The following is a 24,892-nucleotide window of genomic DNA, read 5'->3' on the forward strand; positions in this document are numbered from 1 at the left end:
ATGTCTGCTACTTACCACTTCCAGACTGTGAAACATGTGCTCCACGGCCCCGGCAGCCTCGACCTGCTGAGCGAAAAACTGCCGCTGCTCGATGTGCCGGTCAAAAGCGTAATTCTGGTTACTCAGAACGCCATGCATAACCTGGGGGTTACCCAGCGCGTCACCGAGCAACTCAGTGCGCAGAATATCCGTGTGCACATGCTTGATAACGTCGAAATCGAACCGACGCTGGAAAATATCGAGCGGGTATTCCGCGAAGATGTCGCGCCGCACGCCCCGGAAGCCCTGATCGCGATTGGCGGGGGCAGCGTGCTGGATGCCGCCAAGCTGTTCGCCGTCATGCTGACCAACGACACACCGCTCAGAGACCTGCTGGGCATCGACAAGGTGACTCACCCCGGCAAGCCTATGGTGCTGGTCCCGACCACGTCCGGTACGGGGTCGGAAGTGACGCCCAATGCCATCGTCACTCTGCCCGATGAAGAACTGAAGATAGGCGTCGTCAGCCGTCATCTGCTGCCGACGCTGGTCATTCTCGACCCGCTGCTGACCCTCAGCCTGCCGCGCCCGATCACCGCCGCGACCGGCATGGATGCCTTCACCCACTCGCTGGAGTCCTTCATCTCCACCAAGGCCAACCCGATCAGCGATGCGTTTGCGCTGGAATCGATGCGCCTGATCGCAGGCAGCATTGTCGAAGCCTGGCAACAACCGGAATCGGTTCGCGCACGTGGCGACATGCTGCTGGGCTCGATGTATGGGGGCCTGGCGCTGACCGCCGCCGGAACCGCAGCGGTGCATGCACTGGCTTACCCGCTGGGTGGCAAGTTTCACGTCACCCACGGCGTGGCCAACGCCATGCTGTTGCCTCACGTGATGGCTTTCAACCTGGACAGCTGCGCCGAACGCCTCAAGCGTGCGGCACTGGTCTGCGGCGTGGCACAGCAGGACGACAGTAACGAGACCGCTGCCCACAAGCTGATCGGACAGATTCGCCAATGGACCCAGGTGCTGAACATCCCACAGAACCTGCGTGAATTCGGGGTTGCCGAAGAGCATCTGGCGGACATGGCGGTAGCGGCTTCCAAGGTCACACGCCTGATGACCAACAACCCCAAAGTCCTCAGCCTGGATGATATCCAGCAACTGTATCGGTGCCTGCTGCCATGAGCCGCGCCGAATTTCCGGGCCTGCTGATCATTGCTGACGACCTGTCGGGGGCAGCCGATTGCGCAGCGGACTTTGCTTCACGGATCGACACTCATGTGGTCCTGACCGGCAATGCCAAAGACTTGTCGGGGGTGATCGCCATTGATGCCGACTCACGTCGCCTTGACCCGCAACAGGCCGCCGAACAGAACCGCGCAGCCCTGCAACAGCAATCCCGAATCGGTATGGCGCTGTACAAGAAAATCGACTCCACACTGCGCGGCAACGTCGCCAGTGAGGTCGATGCCTTGCAAGGCCTGCGCGGCATGGCGCTGGTCGCTCCGGCGTTCCCGGCCATGAAACGCACGACCGTTCAGGGCGTGCAATTGATTGACGGTGTGCCAGTCGATCAGAGCGATGTCTGGCGCAACGAGAACCTGCACGGCACCGGCAACCTGCTGGATCTGTTTGTCGCGCAGGGCCTGCGTACCCAGTGGCTCGGCCTGGACACCCTACGTGATTCTTCACGGCTCAAAACCACATTGCGCAACGCACTTGAACAGGGTGTGCAGGCGCTGGTCTGCGATGCACAACTGGACAGTGACCTGCTGCAACTGGCCCAGGCATCGGTGGCCTGGCATGAAGAACTGTTCTGGGTCGGCTCGGCCGGGCTGGCTCGCCATCTACCGCACGCCTTCGAGCTGGCCGAAGCCTTGCCGATCAAGGTCGAGCCGCGTTCTCCGGTGCTGACCGTGGTGGGCAGCATGTCCCGGCATTCCCAGGCCCAGGCCGACCGACTCGCACAGGCCAGCAAGCCACTGTGCCTGACACTGCAACCGGCAATGTTACTCAATGAAGATGCGCACGCCGAGCGCGCCGCAGCATACCTGCAACTCCAAGAGCATCTGGCTACCGGGCGAGATGTGCTGGTACGCCTCGATCAACAACAACGCGACCCGGCGCAGGCGGCCACATTGAGCAACGCGCTGGCGCAGTGGCTGGCCCCCGCCCTGCCCCATGCCGGTTCAGTGGTAGCCACCGGTGGCGAAACCGCCAGAGCCATTCTGATTGCAGCGGATATCAAACGCTTGACGCTGTTTGGCGAACTGGCCACCGGCGTGGTTCTGGCCGAGGCCCGACTGGGCAAGCACACGTTCAATGTCGTGACCAAAGCCGGGGGGTTCGGCAACCCCGACACCTTGCTCACCGCCTGGCAAATGCTCCACGCACCGGCTGCGACCGGCACCCCTTTCAACGAGGAAGCTTCCTATGTCTGAGCGTCTGTCTGAACGTCCCGTCATTGGTATCACCATGGGCGACGCCGCCGGGGTGGGACCGGAAATCATCATGAAAATGCTCACCCACGCCTCGGTGTACGCCACCTGCCGTCCGCTGGTGATCGGCGATGCCCAACGCCTGGAAGACGCCAACCGCATCGTCGGCAGCCAGTTGCGCGTCAACAGCATCGCCAGCCCTGCAGAAGCCCGTTTCACCCAGGGCACGGTGGACTGCATCGATCTGGGCCTGATACCCGCTGACCTGCCCTACGGCAAACTGTCAGCGGTGGCCGGCAATGCAGCCTTCCGCTACACCGAGCGCACCGTGCAACTGACTCAGGCCGGTGAGCTGGACGCCATATGCACTGCCCCGCTGAACAAGGAAGCGCTGCACGCAGGTGGGCATATTTTCCCCGGCCACACCGAAATACTCGCGCACCTGCTGGGCATCGAAGAAGTCTCGATGATGTTGATGACCCCGACCTTGCGCGTCATTCACGTCACGACGCACATCGGCATCATCGACGCCATTGCGCGGATCGAGCCAGGGCTGGTCAAGCGCACCATAGAACGCGCCCGGGAAACCCTGATCCGCGCCGGTATCGAAAATCCGTTGATCGCGGTGTGCGGCATCAACCCGCATGCCGGGGAAAACGGCCTGTTCGGTTATGGCGAGGAAGCCACCAAGATTCAGCCCGCAATCGATGAACTGCACGCCCGCGGCTGGCGTGTGGAAGGCCCGCTGCCCGCCGACACGCTGTTTTTCCGCGCCGGACGTGGCGACTTCGATGCGGTGGTTGCGATGTACCACGATCAGGGTCACGGCCCGGTCAAGGTCATGGGCCTGGAAGCCGGCGTCAACGTAACCATCGGCCTGCCGGTCATTCGTACCTCGGTAGACCACGGCACCGCCTTCGACATTGCCGGCAAAGGCATTGCCGACGAACGCAGCCTTATCGAAGCCATGCGTCAGGCCGTGGAGCTGGCAACCCGTAAACGCGACACCCGCAATTCCATCGCCGTCTGAGGTCGTTACCGGTACTGACCCAACGATCCCCAGCGGCACCCCATAACGCGCCAGAACAACAACAATGGAGCGAGACTGATGGATACCTTCAACGCGCAAGACACCTCGATCATCATCGGCATGGTGGTCGTCTATATCGTCATAACCACCTGGATGAGCATGCGCCTGCGCAGCAAGACCAGCGAGCAATACATGGTCGCCTCGCGCACCATGCCCGCCTTCGTCGTCGGCGTGCTGATGATGTCCGAATTCATCGGCGCCAAGTCTACGGTCGGTACGGCACAAGCGGCCTTCGAAAGCGGTTTTGCCGCCTCCTGGTCAGTGATCGCCGCAGCCATCGGCTTCCCGCTATTCGGCCTGCTGATGGCGCGCAAGCTGTACAGCTCCGGCGAATTCACCATTTCCGGCTTCATCGCCAAAAAATACGGCACCTCCACCAAGCTCGCGGTCTCGATCATCATGATCTACGCGCTATTGCTGGTGAACGTCGGCAACTACGTCAGCGGCGCGGCAGCCATTGCCACGGTACTGAAAATCAACCTGACCACCGCGGCGTTCATCACGGCGATCATCAGCACGCTGTACTACGTGTTTGGCGGCCTGAAAAGCGTGGCCTACATGAGCATCCTGCACACCGGCGTGAAATACATCGGTGTGTTGATCGTGCTGGGCGTGGCGCTGAAAATGACCGGCGGCTTCAGCCCCGTGGTGCAGAACATGCCCGAGCATTACTTCACGTGGGACGGGGCCATCGGCGGCTCGAAAATCATGGCCTGGATCATCGGCACGGTCGGCGCGATTTTCTCCACGCAGTTCATCATTCAGGCCATCTCCTCGACCCAGAATCAGAACGCGGCACGCCGCTCGACCTTCTACGCCTCGCTGCTGTGCATCCCGATTGCCTTGGCGCTGGGCTTCATCGGTGTCGCCTCCAAATACCTGCACCCGGAAATGAGCAGCCTGTACGCCCTGCCGATCTTCCTGCAATCGATGAGCCCGGTATTGGCTGGCGTGGTGACCATCTCGCTGGTTGCCTCGATTTTCGTCAGCGTCAGCACCGTGGCACTGGCCATCGCCTCGCTGGTGGTCCGTGACTTCTACGTGCCGTGGCGCAAGCCGTCGGTGGATCAGGAGTTCAAAACCACCCGCCTGATTGCACTGGTGATCGGTTTCGTGCCGCTGTTCTTCGTATTCTTCGTGCCCGAGATCCTTAACCTGTCGTTCTTTACCCGTGCCCTGCGGCTGTCGATTGCCGTGGTCGCCATGATCGCGATCTACCTGCCGTTCTTCGGTTCGGGCCGAGGCGCTACCCTGGGGTTGATCGCTTCAGCCATCACCACCAGCGTCTGGTATCTGCTGAACAACCCCTACGGCATCGACAACATGTATATCGCGCTGGTGACACCGGCTATCGTCATTGCCATCGAGCGACTGCTGCCGCAGTCCGCGTCGTCCAAACCTGCTCAAACCGAGGTTCCTCATGCCAACCGCTGATACCCGCCAGGACGCATTCCTGCCAACGCCTTACGCGCAGAACCATGCCGCGAACCTGCACGAGCTGGCCGACGGCACGCTGCTGTGTACCTGGTTCGCCGGTACTCAGGAGGGCATGGCCGACATCTTCGTGCTGCTGTCGCGCCGCGACCCGGCCACCGGCGTCTGGAGCGAGCCGCAGAAGATGTCCGAAGATGCGTCCCGCTCGGAACAGAACCCGATTCTGTTCCAGGCACCCGGTGGCCCGTTGTGGCTGATCTGGACAGCACAGATTTCCGGCAATCAGGAGACCGCCATCATCCGCCGTCGTCTGTCACTGGATAACGGCCAAAGCTGGGGGCCGATTGATACCCTGTTCGACGAGCCCGGCACCTTTGTGCGCCAGCCGCCAGTGGTGCTGGATAACGGCGACTGGTTGCTGCCGGTCTGGTACTGCATCACCGGGCCCGGCGAAAAGTGGGTTGGCAACCATGATGTCAGCGCGGTGATGATCTCCACCGATCAGGGCCACAGCTGGTCTCGCCATGACGTGCCGGACAGCACCGGCAGCGTGCACATGAATGTTCATCAATTGCCGGATGGCAGCCTGCTCGGCCTGTTCCGCAGCCGCTGGGCAGACTTTATCTACAGAAGCCGCTCAACCGACCGTGGCCGCTCCTGGAGCGCCCCGACGCCGACCGAACTGCCCAATAACAATTCGTCGATCCAGTTCGTGAAGCTGGCGACCGACGAACTGGCTCTGGTCTATAATCCGGTCAGTGCCGAGGGCCACGCCCAGCGCCGGGCCTCGCTGTACGACGAAATCGAGGATGAGGGCGACGACCGCGTCACACCGGGCGCACGTCAGGACGGCAAGGCAGCGGTGTGGGGCATCCCCCGCGCACCGATGAGCCTGGCGATCTCCCGCGACGGCGGGCACAGCTGGCCGACCCGGCTGGACCTGGAGCTGGGGGACGGGTTCTGCCTGACCAACAACTCGCAGGAAAAGCTCAATCGCGAGTTCTCCTACCCCAGCATCATTCAGGCCGCCGATGGCAGCCTGCACGTCGCGTTCACCTACTTCCGGCAGAAGATCAAGCATGTTCACCTGCCGCTGAACGCGATCCGCTGACCCACCCGCGTCGATTGGCCTGTTGCCAATCGACACCTTTGCGGAACCCATGTCATGCCCGAACCGATTCAGTCCGTACTCGTCACCGGTGCCAGCTCCGGCATCGGCAAAGCCATTGTCACGCGCCTGCTGGAAAAGGGCCTGCAGGTCACCGGTCTGAGCCGGCGTGCGCCGGACCTGCAAAACCCGAACTTCACATGGCGCGAGTGCGACCTCAATGACTTCGCCGCGCTGGACAAGGCGCTGCAACAGACGCCACACATCGATGCGCTGATCCATGCGGCAGGCTTCATGCGCACCGCGCCGCTGGGCGATCTGAACGACGCCGATGGCCAGGCCATGTGGCATCTGCATGTCGCCGCTGCCAGTCACATGGTCAACGCGCTGTACCCACGGCTGCGCGCCGGTTCGCGGATTCTGATGATCGGCAGCCGGACCATGCAGGGTGCCGCCGGACGCAGTCAGTACGCTGCCACCAAAGCGGCGCTGCAAGGCATGGTTCGTTCCTGGGCCATCGAACTGGCACCACGCGGCATCACCGTCAACCTGATCGCCCCTGGTGCCACCGAAACGCCCATGTTGCTGGCCCCCGGACGCAGTGGCACGCCACCGCGAAAACCGCCCATCGGCCGTTTTGTGCAACCGGATGAAATCGCCGGTCTGGCGGCCTTTCTGCTTGGCCCCGACGCGGGTGCAATTACCGGGCAAAGCCTGGTGGTGTGCGGCGGTGCGTCGTTGTAAGGTTGCATCCCGTTTCCAGGCTTTAATGCAAGGGCTGTAATGAAAGTCGCCAACCGTCGTCAAGCGATACTCGAACTGGTTCTTTCCGGCAAATCCAATGTGGACGAGCTGTGCGCCCAACTGGGCGTCTCGGAAGCCACCGTACGCCGCGACCTCACAGCCCTGGCCGAAGATGGCTTGATCCTGCGCACCTATGGCGGTGCGGCGCATGTCGGCCAGCGCGAACCGGAAACCTCGCTGGAAGAGCGCAGCCGCCAGCACAGCCAGGAAAAAATGGACATCGCCCGTGCCGCGCTGGCGCATATCAACGATCACGACACGCTGTTTCTTGAAGGCGGCACCAGCACAAGCGCACTGGCGCACATTCTCAACCAGCGCCGCGGGTTGCATGTAATCACCAACAACCTGTTGGCACTCAGCGATCTGGCGCTGATACCCGATGGCCGTATTACCGTGCTGGGCGGCACACTGCGGGCATCGAGCATGTCGACTTATGGCGTGGCGGCGCAGGCAGCGCTGGAACACCTGAGCGCCGACAAACTGTTCATCAGTGCCGACGGCGTGGTGGCCGAACTGGGCCTGTGCGAGGCCAGCGCCGAGCAGGCGTACCTCAAGGAAAACATGCTGGCGCGTGCCGCACAGGTCTTCGTACTGGCCGACATCACCAAGCTGGGCCGCGCGCGTCAGCAGCACTGGACACCGTTACGCCAGCCCTGGACGTTGATCACCAACCCGGTGGATGACGAGTCACTGCTCGCCCCTTTCAAGGCGCGCAAAAGCATTCAGGTGGAAATTGCCCTGCCCGGCTGACTTCACGCTCATAGCATAAAACCGTGATGTGCAAATTCTTGCGCATCACATGACCGCTGAAACTGGTCACGCCCCATACACAAAGCCCTCCAGCACCTAAACGAGCTTGCGCATACATGCGCAAAAGCCTGCGCAATATTTCGCATTTTTTGTCTGGCCATTGAGCTTTTTTTAAACCTTTAAACGCTATCTATTTGTTTTAAATAGATAAAAAATTGTCGGCATGCATCTTGGAATGTACTTCTGCATACAGCGGGCGAAATTGCCCGTTTCTGCGCAGAGAGTTTCCCACATGACCGATAAGCACGGCACGCACCAGCAACGACGCGCCGCACTGTTCCCCAAGACTCCGGCGACGGCCACCAGCCTTTGTCCTTTCAGAGGACCGAACGTCGCCATCGTGCCGGTGCGCTACGCGCTGGATCGCTCCCGCTACGACGCCGCGCCGGAGCAACTGAAGCCGTTGCCGAAACAGGGCAAATGGGCGCTGATGCCGACACTGAAAACACGCAGCTACACCCTTCGCCAGCTGTACGATGGCTACGTCTATGTGTTCGACGAAACGGCCGGGACGCTGCATGAATATGTCGCCTCAGCAAACAACGGCCATCTGAGCCGCATTGTCTGGACGGACGCGCAGATCGGCAATGACCAGCGAAGTGGCGCCAGTGATGGCAAGCCCTTTCTGCTCTACCCGCGACGTAACACACTGCACATCGCCTTTTCCCCGCAGCAATGGACATGGCGAGTTTGCGAGCATATGCGCTCCAGCGCCCCAAGCCGTGCGCTGTGGATGAAAGCGCTGGATCTGGCCAGCTACTGCATCACCATGGCCGAGCCGGACACCCTGCCGTTGAACCGTATCGCCGAGGCCGTGGCGGACATCGACAAGGGCCATGTTGCCGACGACGGCCGTTTCGCTGACTCGGCGATCCCCACTGCTCGCCCGCTGTCGGAAGACGCCGAAACACATCCGTTATGGGCACCACTGGGTGCTGATGTTTTTTGGCAAGGCAGCGTCGACGATCAGGACAGTTCCCTGCTCATCGCCCTTGATGACCCGCTGGCCGTTTTCAATGATCTGGGCATGCAACTGGCCGCTGATCAGGCGGCTTTTCGCGACTGGCAAGCCGAGCACGAACACAAGATCCAGATCGCCCAGACTGTCTCCGGACTGTGTGGTGCCGAGAGCGACCCGCAAAAACTGCCAGCGTCGGTGCGCGGCAATGCGGCTCGCACGCACCAGTACCTGAGCGAGGTCGAAGCGTACTTCGAGCAATGCATCCTTGAAGAGGCACAGATCAGCAGCAGCAACGTTCCCGGAGATTTTCTACTGCTGCCGGACATGTTCAAGAGCCTGGACATGCGCAAATCGATCGAAGCACGTTACGGCAGCGCCCCTACTGAAGAGGCCGCACAGACCTGGAAAGATCGCCACAAATGGCGACGCGAAGTCGATCTGGGCAGCGCGCGTCAGTATCTTCAACAGCATCTGCCAAGCGGAGACGCACTGCTGCAACAGGTGCGTGACACTCAACGCGATTTTCAGCTCTGGGCAACACATATCGGCACAGACCCGCTCAAGCTGTTTATCGATACCACCCGTCCAACACAGCTGCTGTACCTGCAAACGATCATGCTCAACCTGCAGATCATTTACGCCCAGGACAGCGCAGCCACCACCTGGCTGGCCGAGCAGGAAGCCAACGCCAGCACGCTGTTTGGTACCTTGCGCTACGGCTTCTCACCCGCGCTCAAACAGGCGTTGCACCAAGAGGCCGACGCGCTATTGAACGGCCTCGGCGACGTCACTAACCTAGCCACGCGCATTGGCGAACTCAATGGTGCTCTCAATCACCAGGGCTTTGCCGACAAACCGTGGATGAAGGCGCTGAAGCAACCCGTTCAGGGCACCTTCAAAGCCCTCGGCGAACTGGCCAGCGGCGCAGGTAAAACGACGCTTGAGAGCATCCTGCTGGCCTGGGTACCCATGGACAGCCGCATGGCCCTGGGCAAACAGCAGAACATCGTCGCGTTGCTTCGCACCCTGTTGATTGGCCAGATTTTGCTTGGTTCGACGGCACGCATCGCAGTCGATCAACAGGTATTCACCAAGCTCAAACAGTGGACCCGCGAATGGCAGGTCCTCAACAAGCAGATCAGCGATACCCGTCGCCGGTGGCTCTATCCGAATGCCTACAACACACGCCAAAGCACCGCTCGCAACCTGCACGCCCATAAACAGAAACTGCGCGTCCACGAACTGAGCATCCCCGCTCTGCTCGACTTCCAGAACAACGAATACGCCAAATTACTGCAGGACGAGATTCGCCAGTACTTCCAGTCCGGCAAAACCCTGGCCAAGGACTGGCTGGCCCAAGCCAAACGCTGGACCGACCGACTCGGCGGCACTGCGGGCTCGATCACCTGGGGTGTGATCATGCTCAACTTCATCAATACCGCGCTCACTTACCGGGACGTTACTCGTGATGGAGACTTCAGTGCCAAGGATATTGGCAAGGTCACGTATGGACTGGGTTACAGCTTCAATCTGTTGATGGCGGTGTTTGTTGAAGCGCCGTGGAGCGTAATAAGGGATGCGACGCCGGAGCTGATTGACGGCAAGAATGTGGCAATTCTGGACAGGTCCAGTGCGTATTGGAAAACCAAGGGAAATGCGACGTGGGGTAATGCAATACGTGGGTTCAGGGTTTCGATGGTGGCGATGGGTGGGTTTGGGGTAGCAGCAGTTACGCTTGAACTATTTGGTATCACAGATGATTTTCACGAAGCAAAAACATCAGGAGAAGAATACGGAATTGGCATTAAGGGATTTTCTGTATTGGTAATGGGATTGGGTTCTGCAGCCCAGTTATTGGCAGGCATTTTTCCCGCTGGTGTTTTTACGATTATCGCGATGAATCCTTGGTTCAGCGTAGCCTTGATGGCAACTGGTTTTATTTATCTCATCGCTACGATGGCCCTGAATTATTTCAAGCAAGACAGTGTTGGCTGGTGGCTACGCAAGTGCTGTGGGAGTATCAGTTTTTTTGTGTTCGGGCTGGTTAGGGCCTGCCGTCAGGCAGGCCCTTGTTTTACCAGCTCGGTCTGGTAAATCGGTCTCCGTACAGGATCGCAAATTGATTCATTGCCACTTTCCAGTCGTGTGCCGCATGACCCCAGTTGGCGGTGATGTTGCGCAACCCAAGCCATATCAGTTTCGTCGCGGCCTCATCGGTCGGGAAGTGCCCTCGAGTCTTGATGATCTTGCGTAACTGGGCATTGATGCTCTCGATGGCATTGGTCGTGTAAACCACTTTGCGGATGCCCGCCGGGAAAACAAAAAACGGTATAACCCGATCCCAGGCGCGACGCCATGCAGCAACCACAGTCGGATACTGCTTGCCCCAGGGGCCCGCTTCAAAGGCGTTAAGCTCTTGCTCAGCCACATCTGCATTGATCGCCTGGTAGATCGGCTTGAGTGCTTTGGCCAGTGCCCGACGTTTATCCCAAGCGGCATAGTCCAAGCTGTTGCGGATCAGATGCACGATGCAGGTTTGCAGCGTCGTGGCAGGAAAAACCGCCCCCAACGCCTCCGGTATTCCTTTGAGGCCATCCGTGACGGCGATCAGAACATCTTCAACGCCACGAGTCTTGAGGTCGTTGAACACCTTCATCCAAAACTTGGCACCCTCGGTGCTCTCGATCCATATACCCAGAATGTCGCGCGTGCCATCAGGTAATACCCCCAGCGCCAGATAAATAGCCTTGTTGCACACTAACCCCTCGTCCCGGATTTTGACCCGTAACGCATCGAAGAAGATCACCGGATACATCGGTTCCAAGGGTCGTTGCTGCCAAGTGCCCACCTCTTCCATGACCGCATCGGTGACTGAGCTGATGAAGTCATGGGACACGTTAGTTCCATACTGCTCAGATAGAAAAGCGCGGATCTCACGCACCGTCATGCCCCGGGCGTACATGGCAATTATCTTGTCGTCGAAGCCTGTAAAACGTCGTTCGTGCTTGGGAATCAGGATCGGGGCGAAGCTACCATCGCGGTCTCTGGGGATATCCAGGCGAAGCGGCCCGTCGTCGGTCAGAACCGTCTTGCTGCTTTTGCCATTACGCTGATTGGTCGACTCCTCAGGGCGCTCCGCGCCCTGAGGGTAACCAAGGTGGTGACCCAGCTCGGCGCCTAGCGCACGCTCGATCAGAGCCTTCTTGAACGCCATGGACGCGTCTTGAATGGCTTCGGCGCTCATCGGGCCTTTAACAAACTGCTCGATCAGCTCTTGGGGAATCGAGGGCAACTCCCTCGCTGTTGCATTGGCGGACTTCTTTTTGGTCGGCATACATGCACCTCTAGCTACATGTTATGCCCGAACACAAAATTTCTGACAGTCTCAGTGCTGTTGGTCGAGAACCCTAGCCTATCGTTACGCTGAGACTGCCGAAGGTGAGCAGGAAGAAGTGCGCGCGCTGATGGAAATTCAATTATCTCCGCAGGTCCATGCAAAAAGCACCGTGCATTACGAAGACCGTTACCTTGGCAAAGGCGATTACTACAGCGTAGCCGTACAAAATGGCGCGGGGGTACAAGTGCGCTTACCCAATCTGTTACGCGGGCAATCTGTGCATTTCAACATCGTCAGCAGCAAACGACCATGGGGAGTGCTACCTGTAGAAAAAATAGACGACCCTCTGCATGAAGCGTTTCTGGACCGCGGACAATTCAGGAAGGCCGAACAGTTCGGGACGCTTACCAACAAGCAAGCTGGCAAGACGAGTGAAGATTTCACCTATCCTCTCATGCCACCTGAAAACGAAGACCTCATCTGGGAAACCTGGGTGCCGCTCGACAAGGACGCAACGTATCTTGAGCTGCAAATCTGGTATCCGAACAATCTGATCAATCCTGGTGAGGACGATAGAGGCTATCTGTTTCAGATGGAGCTTGGCACAAGGGGCGATACCGCTATTGATGGTTTGGCTGCTGTGGAGCTTGAAGTACAGGCATCAAGCAGAATTGGCACCCTGACTCTGGAAGTCGCAGAGAGTACTCCTTTATGACTCAACAGACGCCCTCCCCATGCCTGCTAAAAGGCCGAGACATTCTAAACTGGAAAATAAAAACGCTGGCTAAATCACCTAAAGAAATCATGATAGCGCAGTCCATATTTGCCGCAATTCATCTGACCGGGAGCTCAATTTTTATTTGGGGGGGCTGGAAAGTATTTTTAAAAAACCCGCCTCTACTAGCGGGCTTGATACTTGCCCTTGGAGGGGTTCTGGCTTACTTCATAGGCCTGCTCATCCGCCAAAAAACCATCTACAACTACACCATAAAAACCAACTGTGCCCACCTGGAGTACTACCTTCACTACCCCGACTTCGCCTCGTCCTTCTTCAAGGGCATTGCCATAGCCGTCATCCTGATATTCGTCTTCATCGCCGCTCTCACCGGCTCACTGCTTTTCCTGGTCGGGCCGGCAGCCATCGCCTGTATCGCAGCCCTCAAGCTACTCAGCTGGGAAAACCCCATTCACCATGAACAAAACCTGCCTTGGGATGAGTACAACTTTGTGACCGTCGACCGTAAACGGCTGATGATCGTCACACACCGCACGGATGTCACACTAGGCTTTGAGGCCCGATTCCAGCATGAGGTGCTGTTTAACAAATACCTCGCGTTTCTCCACACCGTGCTCCCCCCAACAACTGAGTTCACGGAAAAAGCCTGGAAATGGTAGCCCCGTTGCCGACCTCAATAAGCACTCCCTTAAGGCCGAACCACGAGATCTCTGGTATTCACCCTATCTGGCTGCTCGGTTGCATAAACCAGTGGTTGCTTAATCGCACCCGATATTACTACAGCGTAGCGCTACAAAATGGCGCAGGAGTACAAGTGCGCTTGCCAAGTCTATTACCCGGGCAGTCCGTGCACTTCAACATAGTCAGCAGCAAGCGACAATGGGGAGTGCTACCTGTAGAAAAAATGGACGACCCACTGCATCAAGCTTTTCTGGACCGCGGGCAATTCAGGAAGGCCGAACAGTTCGGGACGCTTACCAACAAGCAAGCTGGCAAAGCGAGTGAAGACTTCACCTATCCTCTTATGCCACCAGAAAATGAAGACCTCATCTGGGAAACCTGGGTGCCACTGAACAAGGACGCGACATATCTTGAGCTGCAAATCTGGTATCCGGCCAGTCGTTTAAGCCCTGGCGAAGACGATAGAAGCTATCTGTTTCAGATAGAGCTTGGCCTAAGAGGTGATACCGCTATTGATGGATTGGCTGCTGTGGAACTTGAAGTGAAGGCATCAAACAGGGTCGGTACGCTGGCTCTAGAAGTCGCAGAGGGTACGCCATTATGACTCAACAAGAAAACAACCCAACCTTGCCACAGGGTAGAGATGCTCTGAACTGGAAGATCAAAACACTTGCGATAACAGGATGCACACTTTATATGTGGGGAGGCTGGATAATGTTTTCAGATAGCCTCTACTCATTAGTGGGAACTTTATTAGCATTGGCCGGTATTCTTGCCTATTTCGTAGGCCTGCTCATCCGCCAAAAAACCATCTACAACTACAGCCTAAAAACCGACGGTGCCACAGTCGAGTATTACCTCCACTACCCCGACTTCGCCTCCGCACTTTTCAAAGGCATCGCTATTTTCGTCATCCTGGCATTCGTCCTCGTCGCCCTTCTCACCGGATCATTGCTCTTCCTGATCGGCCCAGTGGCGATGGCCTTTATCACAGCCATCAAACTGCTGAACTGGGAAAACCCCGTCCACCATCGACAAACCGCCCCGTGGCATTTGCATGAATTTGTCACGGTTGATCACAGACGTCTGATGGTCATTATCCATTGCGAGGATATAACCAGCGGATTCGCCGCGCGTTTTCCCAGCAAGGCGCTTATGGACAAGTACCTCGCGTTTCTGCGCAAGGTACTTCCGGCGAACGCTGAATACATCGAAAAAGCCACTAACTGGCATCAGGGCTGACGCAACTCAGGCTTGAGCCGACACACACTGCAAGCCTGAGAAAGCGATCAAACTGCGATTGGCACCGTGAAGCGGAACTCGCTGCCCTCGCCCACCCGGCTTTGCGCAGCCAGTTCACCGCCGTGTGCCTTGATGATGCCTTGGGAGATGTATAAACCCAGACCGGTGCCGGTCGGGTTGCCTTCCTTGACGGTCCAGTAGCGTTCGAAGATGTGCGGCAATTGCTCGGGAGGGATGCCTTCGCCGGAATCACGCACGGTGAACACGATTTCAGTGCCGTTGGACATCGCCGCCACGCCGATCTTGCCCAGTTTCGGGGTGAACTTGATGGCGTTGCCGATCAGGTTAGACAGCACCTGAAACAGGCGCTCCGGGTCGGCCTGGACCTTGAGGTCGGGCTCGGCATTGAAGGAAATCTCGATGGATTTATCCAACGCCAGCGGAGCCAGCAAGGTGTAGGCCTCTTCGAAAATCTGGCTGACTTCCAGTGGCTGCGGTGTGATGGTGTAGCGGCCTGCTTCGATTTTCGACGTGTCGAGCAGGTCTTCGAGCAACACATTCATGCGGCTGGCTGCTTGCTGCATGGTGTCGATTGCCGTGGAAATACGCCGCGAGGTGTGTGGCCCATCGGAGCTGAACGACTTCTGCATCATTCCGCAGAGCATGGAAATGACCGTCATCGGGTTGCGCAGGTCATGGGAAACGACCGCTACCAGTTCGTCACGGGCACGAACGGCCTGTTGCTCCTTGCGCACCTGGCGGGCAAGGTCGTTTTCCAGCGCGGAGCGGCGCAGGTCGTTAGCTGCAAATACGTCGCCATGGCTCCACTTTGGCGCAATCCCGGTCATTTCGACCTTCCAGATTTCAAACGATGTGCGCGGCCGAAGGCGCATACCGCCTTCCGAGCTTTCCATGTTCAGCGGTTTGTTCGGATCACCGCTCCACTGGACGCTTTCCTTGACCTCGGAACGAAACCAGATCACGCCGTTATCCACAGGTTTGGGCAAGTTCATGGCCAATACACCACTGGCGACTGGCTGGTAAGCTTCCCCGGGCGCGTAGACGCTGGAAAGATGATGACTGGCATACACCGGCTCGCCGCCTGCAATCATCCATGTGTGCAGCGCACGTATATCCGAAACCTCCGGGCAGGCCCCGAAACAATGCGTTTGCCGGTCTTCGATGATGGCGACGCCGCTCGCGCCTACCAGATCCATCAATAACTGTGGTTGCTGCGCCAGACCGTCAAAGACGTTTTCTTCGGACTCGGCCATGACCAGATTCAATTGCTCGAGCGCCCTGACTTTCGCCTCTCGCTGACGGCTTATTTCCAGCGCTTCCATCGCGCTGATCTGCAGCGACAACACCTGACCGATCGCCTGGCAGGCACTGCGCAGTTCGTGGGACACGTACAACGGGGTACGGTGCCCGCAACTGATCAGGCCCCACAACTTGCCGCCCTGAATCAGCGAAACACTCATGGACGACAGCACGCCCATGTTTTTCATGTACTGACAGTGGATCGGCGAAACACTTCGCAGCGTCGAAAAACTCAGATCGAGTTGCTGCTGAGTGTCGGGGCGCAATTGAGGCACCAATGGCACCGGGGTGTAATCGGCATCAGGAATAATGCGCAGCCAGTTGCGGCGGTACAGTTCGCGCGCCTGCTCGGGAATGTCCGACGCCGGAAAGAACAGGCCGTTGAAGAGTTCCATGCTGGGTGCAGACGCTTCAGCGATCACCTGACCATGGCCTTCTTCTTCGAAACGATAGATCAGTACCCGGTCGTAACCGGTCATACGCTGGATCTCGCGGACACTGACTTCATACAGCGTTTGCAGATCACTCGCAGCGTGCAACTGACGCAACATACGGCCCATGTTGCCAGTGCGCTCGGTATAACTGACCGCTTGCGCGTCCTTGTCCTGAATCTCGAGTTCCAGAACCAGTACCCCCTGATTGCGGTGCATCAAGGCTTCGAACTCGATGCCATTGACCGTCATCAGCAAGCGTTGCGCATCAACGAACAAATCATGAGCGCTGGCGCTTCTGATCACCTCGGCCCAGCCGGCCCCCAGAACATGCTCGAGGCCTTTACCGAGAACCTGTTCGGGTGCATGGCCCAGCACGCTCTGCACGTTCGCACTGACCTGCAGGATCGTCAGGTTTGGCTCTTCCAGAGTGAACAACAGACCGTGAGGCTGAATGGCTCCGGGAAACTGAATAGGCTCATCCGCACAATTGGCCAGGAGGACTTCAAAAGCGTCCTTGTCGAGTTGGCTCATAGCAGTACCTCTTGACTATCGAGCCATTGCTCGAAACATGCAAATGTGGACTGCGCCGCAAACGCTGCGGCGTCAATAAAAACAACTTCTCGCGGCACTGCATCCAGGTGGTTCAAAAACGCCCTCCAGCGTGGCCCGGTATCGGCACCGTAAACATCGAGAAAGGCCGCTCCACTCTGCTCATCCAGACCCAGTCGCCTGTTTATTTCGCGCCGTAACACCTGCCCGCCCAACGTTGCACCTTCAAGGACGTACATGACTCCCAGGCATGAACCGGGCGTATCCACTGCTGGCAATTGCTCGCAGCGAGGCAGTTGCCTGATGTCGTCATCAGACAGACCCAGAGCACGCAGGTCCTCGACCAGCACAGCGGTTTTGACCCGATCTTGCGGGATAAGCTCCGCAGGCATCAAGGCACTGTCGTGCAATGCAGCTTCAAGCGGTGCATAAAAGCCGTAATAAGCCTTAAGCAAGCGAAGGTAAAGAGCATGATCCAGCGCGGGTGAAAAAAACGGCATGCGTTTTTCGAGCTTAACGTGAAGCTGACTCGTTTCAGCACGCAGTGCATCAAGCAGTTTCAGCGGGGTAACACATGAAAAACTTGCCGGCATCCAGGAAGGCTCTTGAGTGTGCAATAGACAAAAAACGCATCCGAGCGAAAACAGGCCGCCAAAATACAGATTCGAAGCAAAATCCGACAGTTTTTTCCGGTATTAGCGATGAAATACCATAATCCACCAGAAAAATAGCCAGTGTCTCGGTCAGCTATTTATACCGCCCGAAGAACTTGCTCTTGACTGGTGACGATAGTCGAAAACAGCGCCATGTACGTCTTTAATCCGTGCAGGGTTCACATTGGCAAGCACTTTAACATCATCAAATACAGATGCCATCATTACGCAAGCATACGGCCTTGACCATAGGCTTGCGCAATATCCTGCGCCTGGCGCGGTTCGGGTGATCAACGCACGTTCTGATACAGCATCATTCGCGAGGTTTCATGCAGACCGCGAGTGAGGTCACGCAGCCGCTCGAACTCTTGCGGGTTCTGCTCGGCGACGTTATCCAGCGGCGTGGGGGAAGACAGATCGTGAAGCGTGGGCGAGCTGCCATCGTGCTCCATTTGCAGCAGGTAGTTACGGGTAACACCGCCAATCAGCGGGAACGTGCCTTCACGCAGTACCAACGGCACCACACGCTCGCCTTCGGGGGCGGGCTGCTGAATGTCACGGCCCATCGTGCCGCTGGTGAATGGCATACCGGTCATTCCCGCCAGTGTCGGCAGTAGATCCGCAAGGCCGACCGCGTCATCGACTACCCGGGTGCCCAGCAGGCCGGGCGCATGAATCAACAGCGGAACGTTATTGCTCTCCAGCCCCAGTTGTTCGAACGCCGGGGCCATGTGCGGGATCTGGCTAATGCGTGTGTTGTGATCACCAAACAGCACAAAGATGGTGTTTTCGTAATAACCGCCCGCCTTGGCCAGTTCCATCAACCGACCGATATTGAAGTCCAGCAGACGCACCGCATTGTATTGCTCCACGCTTCGCGAACCGGCAGCCTGGACCTGCTGCAGTGTCTTGTCGCTGACCTGAAAACCATCGTTGTCTTTGGGGATGGTAAATGGCCGGTGATTGCCAGCGGTCTGTACGTAGGCGAAGAACGGTTTGTCAGCTGGCAACGCGCGCAGAATCCGGTCGCTCTCCTTGAACAGATCCAGGTCGGAAATCCCCCACACATCCACCTGCGGCGACTTCCAGTCGCGCTCGTCGTAAAGACGCACGTCATCGATACTGCGGCGGATCAACGCGTTCATGTTGGCCCAACCGGAATTGCCACCAATCATGTACAGCTTCTCGTAGCCCTTGAAGTCATTGATGATGGTGTTTTGACGGGTCAGCAGCGGATGACGCGTGGCCGTTTCCTGCCGGGTCACATCAGGCACCCCGGTGATGCTTGCCCAGACCGTTTTTGCGGTGCCGGTCACCGGCACATAGAAGTGCTTGAAGAACCAGCTTTGAGTCGCCAGGTGGTCCAGATTCGGCGTCGGGTTCAGCGGATTGCCGTAGGCACCGACAGCACTGGTGCCCAGTGATTCAAGCATGACGAACATGACATTCGGCGGCCGCTCGCTGCGCACTCGGTAAGGCTGCACAGGCTGGTGACGCTTGAAGTTCAAGGCCTGCGCATCTGGCTGCTGGACACCCAGATAGCGCGCGACCGACTCATAGTGCTCGCGCACCTGGGCTTCATCGAAGTGGGACTGGGAGACCTTGAGCGTGTCGTACAGGAACAGCGCCGGGTTGAGCCCCAGTGCCGCGACCTGGCTGTTGCCGGAGAAGAATGCATCGCTCCAGCGCAACGGTACGGGATTTTCCAGATTGAGATTCTCGACCCGGCCCAGCAAACCGAGAAAGGTCGCACAGACCACCAGTGCCGAACCCCAGACCACGGACCAGCGATTGAGCGGCCGGGCCTGGCGGTCCAGAGTGACACGTTCAAGCCTGAGCAGCGCCAAGCCAAGCGCTGCAACGGTCAGCAACCAGCCGGCAGTGATCCACAGCACCGGATAGGTCTGCCAGAGCATGTCCCGGGAAATCTGCGCATCCTCCAGATAGCGCATCACGCTGGCGTTGAGCCTGACCCCGAGATAGGCGTAATGACCAAAGTCGACGATATGAATCATCGTCAGAACAGCCAGCGCAACAATCAGATAGCCTCGCGCCAGCCAGCGCAAGACCGGCTGGCTGACCATGTTCCAGCGCGGCAACCAGAGCAACACTGCGACCGGCAGCAGTATCAGCAGCGCCAGACGCAGGTCGAAACGCACGCCGATACCCAGCGTCTGCGCAACCTCGCCATGGGTAAACAGGGCGCCCGGCTCGACGCCAGAAAATCCGAAGAAAAACACCCCCCTCAGTAACGCCGACAGCAGGAATACCAATATGACCGCGCTCAGCCAATAGTGCAGGTGTCGCGATTGCAACCAACTCATCGTCATTCCTCTAGACATTGCCAGCAGACAGAGTGGCCGAACGGCGCGACTCCGTTGCCCGGCGATAAACAAAACGGATGCCCAGGCTCAGCAAAGCCCCGCAGCAGTACAGGGCGAGAAGCGGGTCAATCAGGTAATCCCAATAATTTTCCGACGGTTTGATACGAAATGTGAATGCCAGCGTCGCAGCAGCCAGCATCACCACAGCCAGCGCATTACGCATCAAGACCAGCCCCAACGCGATAACGGCGACAATAATGATCATCGGTCGCGGATTGTAACCCCAGCGGTAGGGGTCGAAGTAAGTCAGACCCAGCGTGGCCGGATACAACGTCAGCGCCAGCACAGCGAACACCAGCAGCATCACCCATCGCCGGGACACTGCCATCGGTCTGAGCACACCCAATCGCTGCAAGGTCAGCCAGCCCAGCACCACCAGACTGCTGATTGCCAGATCGTCGGTCAGGCTGCGAGCGTACGACGCCATCGACAAACCGTCGAATGAAATAACGCTCAACAGCGAGGTCGCTGCCAGCAGGCCACAGCGCCACCATAACGATGCGGTCAGCGGAGCCAATAGCACAAACAGGGTCCAGGCAAACGCCAGATGAGCCAATCCCAAAGCGATCATAAAAGTTGCTCCGCCAGCCAGGCCTCGTTGAAGCTGACGTGTTTGATGAAGGTGTTATTCCACGAGTAGACCAGGTGATACAGGCCGTCCGGGCTGCGGATGAAGTACGGGTATTCGTATTCGAAATCACACCCCTGCGCGGAACAGACACGCTGGTCCAGATTGCTCAGAAACTCGGCTTCCATCGGTTGGCGACGTGCGCCGCTGGAAGCGCGAAAGCCTTCGCCGATGGCAGCCTTGTAGGCTTCCAGGGCAAACGGTGTACCCAGCGGATCGGGTGACTTGTCCAGATCCGGCAGCGGCCGCCAGACCTTCATCTGCTCGTCGGTGCTGTACAGGCTGAGCTTGAAGCGACCTTCGCGCAGATCATTCAACGCCACCAGCAAGCCCTTACCCGGTACGCCGACGGCGGCCAGCGACGAGTTGGGGTTGCTGGGTGTCAGCGGTTGCGGCTCGCTCCAGGTCTGACCGCCGTCTTCGGTACGGCTGGCCAGTACCCGGTGAAACGTCTCGCCGGCATAACGCAGCAAGGCTACGGCGCGTTGGCCGTCCAACGGTACGACGGTGGGCTGCAGGGAATTTTTACCGCGGCTGATGCGAAACTTGTCGATGACTTCGCCATCTGCGCTCAGATACAGGTATTCGGCAAACTTGCCGAGAAACTCGTGGTAGACCGGCAGGCCGATCGAGCCGTCGGTATGAAACACCGGCGCGCCACGTACCAGCGTGCTGATGTTCAAAAACGGCGATATCACCAGCTGCCACGGCGGCGACCAACTGGCCCCCATATCGCTGGACACCATGGCATTGACGGTACTGCCCGCCCAGCCGCCGACCGAGACTGACACGTAGAACAGCCACAGGCGATTGTCCGGAGCCAGCGCGATCACCGGGTTGCCCAGTTTGCGGATGTATTTGCCAGTACCTGACTGAGTGGACGCCCGGGTCGCCAGGACCTGCTCGCCGCCCCATTCACCGTTGGTCGCATCGAACCGCGAGGTACGTATTTCAACGTCTCCCGCGCCTTCGCGAGAACCGGCGAACCATACCGACATGAGGTCGCCGCCAGGCAATGCCGTCACGGCTGACGAATGCACGAAATCGTCCAGATCAGAAGACGCGAAACGCGAAATGTAGGATGCCTTGGGTGCCACACTTTCAGCATCGACCGGTGCGGTGCTCACGACAAAGGCAGATATCCGGTGCTGTGGATGGCTTAGCCATGCACTGAGAAAAATCACTACAACAATCAGGCCTGCGCTCCATGCAGTCAGGTTTTGGGAAATAACACGCATCAGGAGGCATCACTGTGATGAAGGGCAAGGAGGTGGTTTCAGCGATGGCGATCTTCAGGTAACGGACGTCGTTTGCCTGTCAGCATCGACAAGGGCAGGTTGTCACGCACTTGAAAGCTTTCGAAGATGGCCGCGGCCATGTGCAGCACTACCAGGGCACACAATGTATTGGCGAGAATTTCATGAGCCTGCAAAGGCCAGTCAGCACCCCACAAGGCATCGACTTCCTCCATCAGGAAGCCGGTCAGGCCCATGCCGAAGATCAGCGCCATCATGAGTACCATGACCAGCGCACCGAGCGGAGAATGACCGAGCCTGTGTACCGGCTGCCGGTTGATCAGCGACCGGACATGCGCACGCAGGCGCGCCGGGCTCGGCCAGAAATCGCTCCAGCGCGCGCTGGCTGGTCCGATGAATCCCCACACCACTCGCACCGCCAGCCAGGCAACCGCGTAATAGCCCAGCCAGACGTGCCAGTCGTCACCCGCCTCATTGAAGAAGTAATTGGCAACGAAAACACCCGCGATCGAGATATGAAACAGTCTGACCAGCGGGTCCCACAGGCGCAGGGAAACCCGGTTCATTACTTGATCTCGGTCTTGACCGCTTTACCAGTGACCGGATCGTGATAGATCTCGACCTTGCGCTTGTCCTTGTCGAAGCCGTAAATCTCGTAGCAGTTGCCGTCAGTCACTTTGAACTTGCTGATCTCGTAACCCTGAGCCTTGAGCTGCTCCTGGAATTTGGCCTGATCCTGCCATTGGGACTTTTCAGCGGTGGTGCATTGCGGACCGGCAAGGGCCAGCGGGCTGGCCAGCAACAGGGAAACCAGCAGGACTTTACGCATGACAGATACTCACAGGCAGTTAAGGAGCCGCTACTGTGCGAAACCAGTCTTAGGAAAAGCTTAATACGCAACAGCTCGTAACATCTTCCCGGACACACGGCACTTCGCGACGCTGCCTGCTGACGGCATGATGGCGCCCTTCTCACCCTATTCATTGGTCACAACCCTATGCGCCTGCTTCTTGTCGAGGATGATCGTGCGATTGGCCAAGGCATCCGTGTGGCCCTGAACACCGAGGGCTACACGCTGGACTGGCTGGAAGACGGGCTGAGCGCGCTGCACGCCCTGCGCAGCGAACCCTTCGACCTGTTGCTGCTCGACCTCGGCCTGCCGCGCATGGATGGTTTCGATCTGCTGCGCCAGTTGCGCGCCGAAGAGCTTGCCCTGCCGGTGCTGATCCTGACCGCGCGCGACGGCACCGCCGACCGTATTGCCGGTCTGGACGCCGGTGCAGACGACTACCTGATCAAGCCGTTCGACGTCGATGAACTCAAAGCCCGGGTCCGGGCTTTGCTCAGGCGTAGCCAGGGACGTGCGCAGCCGTTGCTGGAACACGCCGGCATCAGCCTCGACCCGGCTTCGCAGCAGGTCAGTTTTCAGGGCAGCGAAGTGCCGATGACGCCAATGGAATATCAACTGCTGCACCAATTGATGATCCGCCCCGGCAAGGTGGTCACCCGCGAGCGCTTGTCCAATACCCTGTATGGCTGGCAGGACAAGGTCGAAAGCAACACTCTGGAAGTGTTGATTCACAACCTGCGCAAGAAACTGTCCACCGAACTGATCCGCACCGTGCGCGGCGTCGGCTACCTGCTGGAGCTCAAGGCATGACCTCGGTACGCGCGCGCATTCTGGTCCCGGTGCTGGTGCTGTTGCTGCTCGGCAACCTGGCGATAAGCCTGCTCGCGCTGCGCGACAGCCATCACGAAATCGAAGAAGTCTACGATGCGCAATTGGCCCAGAGCGCGCGCCTGTTGCAGGGTGTGCTGCGCCAGCGCGCTGCGGGTGAGCAGGATCTGGACAAGCTTTATCAGGCGTTCGATCAGGCCATGAGCCGGGTCGGCACCAGTGGCGTTGCCCATCCGTACGAAACCCGGCTGACGTTTCAGGTCTGGCGCACGTCGGGCGAGCTTTTGGTGCGTTCGGCCGAAGCGCCGCTGCTCAGTGCGCCTCCCGCAGAAGAAGGCTCGCATGATCTGGTCGAGAACGGGCATGAGTGGTGCGGCTTCCTCCTGGCCGACCCGCAGCAGGGTTTCCTGATCTGGGTCGGTGAGCGCGACGATGTGCGTCAGGACCTGATTCAGCGCATTGTCAGCCACACCTTGTGGCCGACGCTGATCGGCGTGCCGCTGCTGGTGGTCGCGATCTGGCTGGCGATCGGCTGGGGCCTGCGCCCGTTGCAGTCGATGGCCAGGGTCATTCGCCAACGCGATGCCGAAAGCCTTGAGCCGCTTGATATAACACCGCTGCCCAAAGAGCTCGAACCCATGCAACACGCGCTCAACCGTCTGCTGACCCAGATCGAAAGCGTGCTGGAGCGCGAGCGGCGGTTTATCGCCGACGCCGCCCACGAACTGCGTACACCGCTGACCATTCTGCGCATCCACGCACAGAACGCCCGCCAGGCTGAAACCCCGGAACAGCGTCTGGAGGCACTGGATTTTCTCGTGCACGGCGTCGACCGTGCTGCCCGTCTGGCCAGCCAGTTGCTGACGATGGCCCGACTTGAGCCGCGCCTTGAAGTCAGCCAGTTACAAACCTTTGAACTGAACACTTTGGTGCGCGAGGAAATGGCCGAGCTCACGCCGCTGGCACTGGAGAAGCGTGTCGATCTGGTGTTCGAGGCGGGCGATGACTGCGTGATCCACAGCGACCCATCAGCGATCACCATCGCACTGCAGAATCTGCTGACCAACGCGCTCAACTTCGCCCCGCCGGCCAGCGAGATTCGCGTGATGCTCAACCGCCAGGAAGACGGCAGCGCGTACTTGTCAGTCGAAGACGCAGGGCCGGGTATCGACGAGAAACAGAAAGCACGCCTTTTTGAACGCTTCTACAGTCAGGGCCACAGCAATGGCGCTGGGCTGGGGCTGGCGATCGTCGATATGATCGTGCGCAAACTGGAAAGCAGCCTGCACCTGCGTAATTCAGCGCAGGGCGGGCTGTGTGCGGAGCTGCGAATCAAAAGCAGAATGGCTTGAAAGCCAGTCGGC

Annotated in this window: 19 protein-coding genes and 3 pseudogenes; 14 read left to right on the forward strand and 8 right to left on the reverse strand. The window is 58.5% G+C overall.

Annotated elements, in window-relative coordinates; genetic code table 11:
* From AC4ANE_RS18610 to AC4ANE_RS18645, 8 genes and pseudogenes are all read left to right on the forward strand, one after another.
* Complete coding sequence (locus tag AC4ANE_RS18610; protein ID WP_031595786.1) at window positions 1-1,170, forward strand: iron-containing alcohol dehydrogenase; 1,170 nt, start codon at window positions 1-3, stop codon at window positions 1,168-1,170.
* Window positions 1,167-2,426: a four-carbon acid sugar kinase family protein gene (locus AC4ANE_RS18615; RefSeq protein WP_002554345.1), complete on the forward strand. Its 1,260-nt coding sequence runs from the start codon at window positions 1,167-1,169 to the stop codon at window positions 2,424-2,426. The genes AC4ANE_RS18610 and AC4ANE_RS18615 overlap by 4 nt, the downstream gene beginning before the upstream one ends.
* A complete protein-coding gene (gene pdxA / locus AC4ANE_RS18620; protein ID WP_460408454.1) occupies window positions 2,419-3,453 on the forward strand; it encodes a 4-hydroxythreonine-4-phosphate dehydrogenase PdxA in 1,035 nt (344 codons plus the stop codon). The genes AC4ANE_RS18615 and pdxA overlap by 8 nt, the downstream gene beginning before the upstream one ends.
* Window positions 3,454-3,531: 78 nt before the next feature.
* On the forward strand, window positions 3,532-4,947 hold the full coding sequence (locus tag AC4ANE_RS18625; protein ID WP_031595782.1) for a sodium:solute symporter family protein: 1,416 nt from the start codon (window positions 3,532-3,534) through the stop codon (window positions 4,945-4,947).
* Window positions 4,934-6,058, forward strand: a complete 1,125-nt coding sequence (locus AC4ANE_RS18630; protein WP_002554348.1) for a sialidase family protein — start codon at window positions 4,934-4,936, stop codon at window positions 6,056-6,058. The genes AC4ANE_RS18625 and AC4ANE_RS18630 overlap by 14 nt, the downstream gene beginning before the upstream one ends.
* Window positions 6,059-6,112: 54 nt before the next feature.
* Entirely contained in the window at window positions 6,113-6,799 is a 687-nt protein-coding gene (locus AC4ANE_RS18635; protein WP_002554349.1) for an SDR family NAD(P)-dependent oxidoreductase, read from the forward strand.
* 39 nt (window positions 6,800-6,838) lie between these two features.
* Window positions 6,839-7,609, forward strand: a complete 771-nt coding sequence (locus AC4ANE_RS18640) for a DeoR/GlpR family DNA-binding transcription regulator (protein WP_002554350.1) — start codon at window positions 6,839-6,841, stop codon at window positions 7,607-7,609.
* A gap of 292 nt (window positions 7,610-7,901) precedes the next feature.
* Window positions 7,902-10,649: pseudogene (locus AC4ANE_RS18645) on the forward strand (toxin VasX); the annotation flags it as partial.
* Window positions 10,650-10,704: 55 nt separating this feature from the next.
* Here the strand turns inward: AC4ANE_RS18645 and AC4ANE_RS18650 are convergent.
* The gene (locus tag AC4ANE_RS18650) at window positions 10,705-11,964 is read right to left on the reverse strand and encodes an IS256-like element ISPsy17 family transposase (RefSeq protein WP_054082596.1); all 1,260 of its coding nucleotides are present in this window, start codon (window positions 11,962-11,964) and stop codon (window positions 10,705-10,707) included.
* Between the two features lie 52 nt (window positions 11,965-12,016).
* Here AC4ANE_RS18650 and AC4ANE_RS18655 point away from each other — a divergent pair.
* The 4 genes and pseudogenes from AC4ANE_RS18655 to AC4ANE_RS18670 all read left to right on the forward strand — a co-directional run.
* Window positions 12,017-12,682 (forward strand): annotated as a pseudogene (locus tag AC4ANE_RS18655) (hypothetical protein); the annotation flags it as partial.
* Entirely contained in the window at window positions 12,679-13,362 is a 684-nt protein-coding gene (locus tag AC4ANE_RS18660) for a permease (protein WP_460408456.1), read from the forward strand. The pseudogene AC4ANE_RS18655 and the gene AC4ANE_RS18660, both read left to right, overlap by 4 nt.
* Window positions 13,363-13,478: 116 nt before the next feature.
* A pseudogene (locus AC4ANE_RS18665) lies at window positions 13,479-13,988 on the forward strand (hypothetical protein); the annotation flags it as partial.
* The gene (locus tag AC4ANE_RS18670) at window positions 13,985-14,626 is read left to right on the forward strand and encodes a hypothetical protein (RefSeq protein WP_002554354.1); all 642 of its coding nucleotides are present in this window, start codon (window positions 13,985-13,987) and stop codon (window positions 14,624-14,626) included. The pseudogene AC4ANE_RS18665 and the gene AC4ANE_RS18670, both read left to right, overlap by 4 nt.
* 47 nt (window positions 14,627-14,673) lie before the next feature.
* Here the strand turns inward: AC4ANE_RS18670 and AC4ANE_RS18675 are convergent, their stop codons facing one another.
* The 7 genes from AC4ANE_RS18675 to AC4ANE_RS18705 form a co-directional block, all read right to left on the reverse strand.
* Window positions 14,674-16,911 carry an ATP-binding protein gene (locus AC4ANE_RS18675; RefSeq protein WP_460408458.1) on the reverse strand — a complete coding sequence of 746 codons (2,238 nt, stop codon included), beginning with the start codon at window positions 16,909-16,911 and terminating at the stop codon, window positions 14,674-14,676.
* Window positions 16,908-17,522: a biliverdin-producing heme oxygenase gene (locus tag AC4ANE_RS18680; protein ID WP_460408459.1), complete on the reverse strand. Its 615-nt coding sequence runs from the start codon at window positions 17,520-17,522 to the stop codon at window positions 16,908-16,910. The genes AC4ANE_RS18675 and AC4ANE_RS18680 overlap by 4 nt, the downstream gene beginning before the upstream one ends.
* Before the next feature lie 350 nt (window positions 17,523-17,872).
* Complete coding sequence (locus AC4ANE_RS18685; RefSeq protein WP_031597956.1) at window positions 17,873-19,906, reverse strand: LTA synthase family protein; 2,034 nt, start codon at window positions 19,904-19,906, stop codon at window positions 17,873-17,875.
* Window positions 19,907-19,916: 10 nt separating this feature from the next.
* Window positions 19,917-20,537 carry a hypothetical protein gene (locus AC4ANE_RS18690; RefSeq protein WP_002554358.1) on the reverse strand — a complete coding sequence of 207 codons (621 nt, stop codon included), beginning with the start codon at window positions 20,535-20,537 and terminating at the stop codon, window positions 19,917-19,919.
* Window positions 20,534-21,832 (reverse strand): sialidase family protein, encoded by a 1,299-nt coding sequence (locus tag AC4ANE_RS18695; RefSeq protein WP_460408460.1) that lies wholly within the window; start codon window positions 21,830-21,832, stop codon window positions 20,534-20,536. The genes AC4ANE_RS18690 and AC4ANE_RS18695 overlap by 4 nt, the downstream gene beginning before the upstream one ends.
* A 38-nt stretch (window positions 21,833-21,870) precedes the next feature.
* Window positions 21,871-22,416, reverse strand: a complete 546-nt coding sequence (locus AC4ANE_RS18700) for a cytochrome b/b6 domain-containing protein (RefSeq protein WP_002554360.1) — start codon at window positions 22,414-22,416, stop codon at window positions 21,871-21,873.
* Window positions 22,416-22,679: a PepSY domain-containing protein gene (locus AC4ANE_RS18705; protein ID WP_002554361.1), complete on the reverse strand. Its 264-nt coding sequence runs from the start codon at window positions 22,677-22,679 to the stop codon at window positions 22,416-22,418. The genes AC4ANE_RS18700 and AC4ANE_RS18705 overlap by 1 nt, the downstream gene beginning before the upstream one ends.
* Window positions 22,680-22,847: 168 nt before the next feature.
* On the opposite strand from AC4ANE_RS18705, the gene AC4ANE_RS18710 reads away from it, so the two are divergent.
* Together AC4ANE_RS18710 and AC4ANE_RS18715 are read left to right on the forward strand one after the other, a co-directional pair.
* On the forward strand, window positions 22,848-23,510 hold the full coding sequence (locus tag AC4ANE_RS18710; protein WP_002554362.1) for a response regulator: 663 nt from the start codon (window positions 22,848-22,850) through the stop codon (window positions 23,508-23,510).
* A complete protein-coding gene (locus AC4ANE_RS18715) occupies window positions 23,507-24,880 on the forward strand; it encodes a sensor histidine kinase (protein WP_002554363.1) in 1,374 nt (457 codons plus the stop codon). Before AC4ANE_RS18710 ends, AC4ANE_RS18715 begins: the two co-directional genes overlap by 4 nt.
* Window positions 24,881-24,892: the final 12 nt, after the last annotated feature.

This window comes from Pseudomonas sp. Pme6b, from assembly GCF_058129925.1.

Coding starts and splice junctions, on each gene's coding strand:
- AC4ANE_RS18610 (WP_031595786.1), top strand. CDS start 1: ATGTCTGCTACTTACCACTTCCAGACTGTGAAACATGTGCTCCACGGC.
- AC4ANE_RS18615 (WP_002554345.1), top strand. CDS start 1,167: ATGAGCCGCGCCGAATTTCCGGGCCTGCTGATCATTGCTGACGACCTG.
- pdxA (WP_460408454.1), top strand. CDS start 2,419: ATGTCTGAGCGTCTGTCTGAACGTCCCGTCATTGGTATCACCATGGGC.
- AC4ANE_RS18625 (WP_031595782.1), top strand. CDS start 3,532: ATGGATACCTTCAACGCGCAAGACACCTCGATCATCATCGGCATGGTG.
- AC4ANE_RS18630 (WP_002554348.1), top strand. CDS start 4,934: ATGCCAACCGCTGATACCCGCCAGGACGCATTCCTGCCAACGCCTTAC.
- AC4ANE_RS18635 (WP_002554349.1), top strand. CDS start 6,113: ATGCCCGAACCGATTCAGTCCGTACTCGTCACCGGTGCCAGCTCCGGC.
- AC4ANE_RS18640 (WP_002554350.1), top strand. CDS start 6,839: ATGAAAGTCGCCAACCGTCGTCAAGCGATACTCGAACTGGTTCTTTCC.
- AC4ANE_RS18650 (WP_054082596.1), bottom strand. CDS start 11,964: ATGCCGACCAAAAAGAAGTCCGCCAATGCAACAGCGAGGGAGTTGCCC.
- AC4ANE_RS18660 (WP_460408456.1), top strand. CDS start 12,679: ATGACTCAACAGACGCCCTCCCCATGCCTGCTAAAAGGCCGAGACATT.
- AC4ANE_RS18670 (WP_002554354.1), top strand. CDS start 13,985: ATGACTCAACAAGAAAACAACCCAACCTTGCCACAGGGTAGAGATGCT.
- AC4ANE_RS18675 (WP_460408458.1), bottom strand. CDS start 16,911: ATGAGCCAACTCGACAAGGACGCTTTTGAAGTCCTCCTGGCCAATTGT.
- AC4ANE_RS18680 (WP_460408459.1), bottom strand. CDS start 17,522: ATGCCGGCAAGTTTTTCATGTGTTACCCCGCTGAAACTGCTTGATGCA.
- AC4ANE_RS18685 (WP_031597956.1), bottom strand. CDS start 19,906: ATGAGTTGGTTGCAATCGCGACACCTGCACTATTGGCTGAGCGCGGTC.
- AC4ANE_RS18690 (WP_002554358.1), bottom strand. CDS start 20,537: ATGATCGCTTTGGGATTGGCTCATCTGGCGTTTGCCTGGACCCTGTTT.
- AC4ANE_RS18695 (WP_460408460.1), bottom strand. CDS start 21,832: ATGCGTGTTATTTCCCAAAACCTGACTGCATGGAGCGCAGGCCTGATT.
- AC4ANE_RS18700 (WP_002554360.1), bottom strand. CDS start 22,416: ATGAACCGGGTTTCCCTGCGCCTGTGGGACCCGCTGGTCAGACTGTTT.
- AC4ANE_RS18705 (WP_002554361.1), bottom strand. CDS start 22,679: ATGCGTAAAGTCCTGCTGGTTTCCCTGTTGCTGGCCAGCCCGCTGGCC.
- AC4ANE_RS18710 (WP_002554362.1), top strand. CDS start 22,848: ATGCGCCTGCTTCTTGTCGAGGATGATCGTGCGATTGGCCAAGGCATC.
- AC4ANE_RS18715 (WP_002554363.1), top strand. CDS start 23,507: ATGACCTCGGTACGCGCGCGCATTCTGGTCCCGGTGCTGGTGCTGTTG.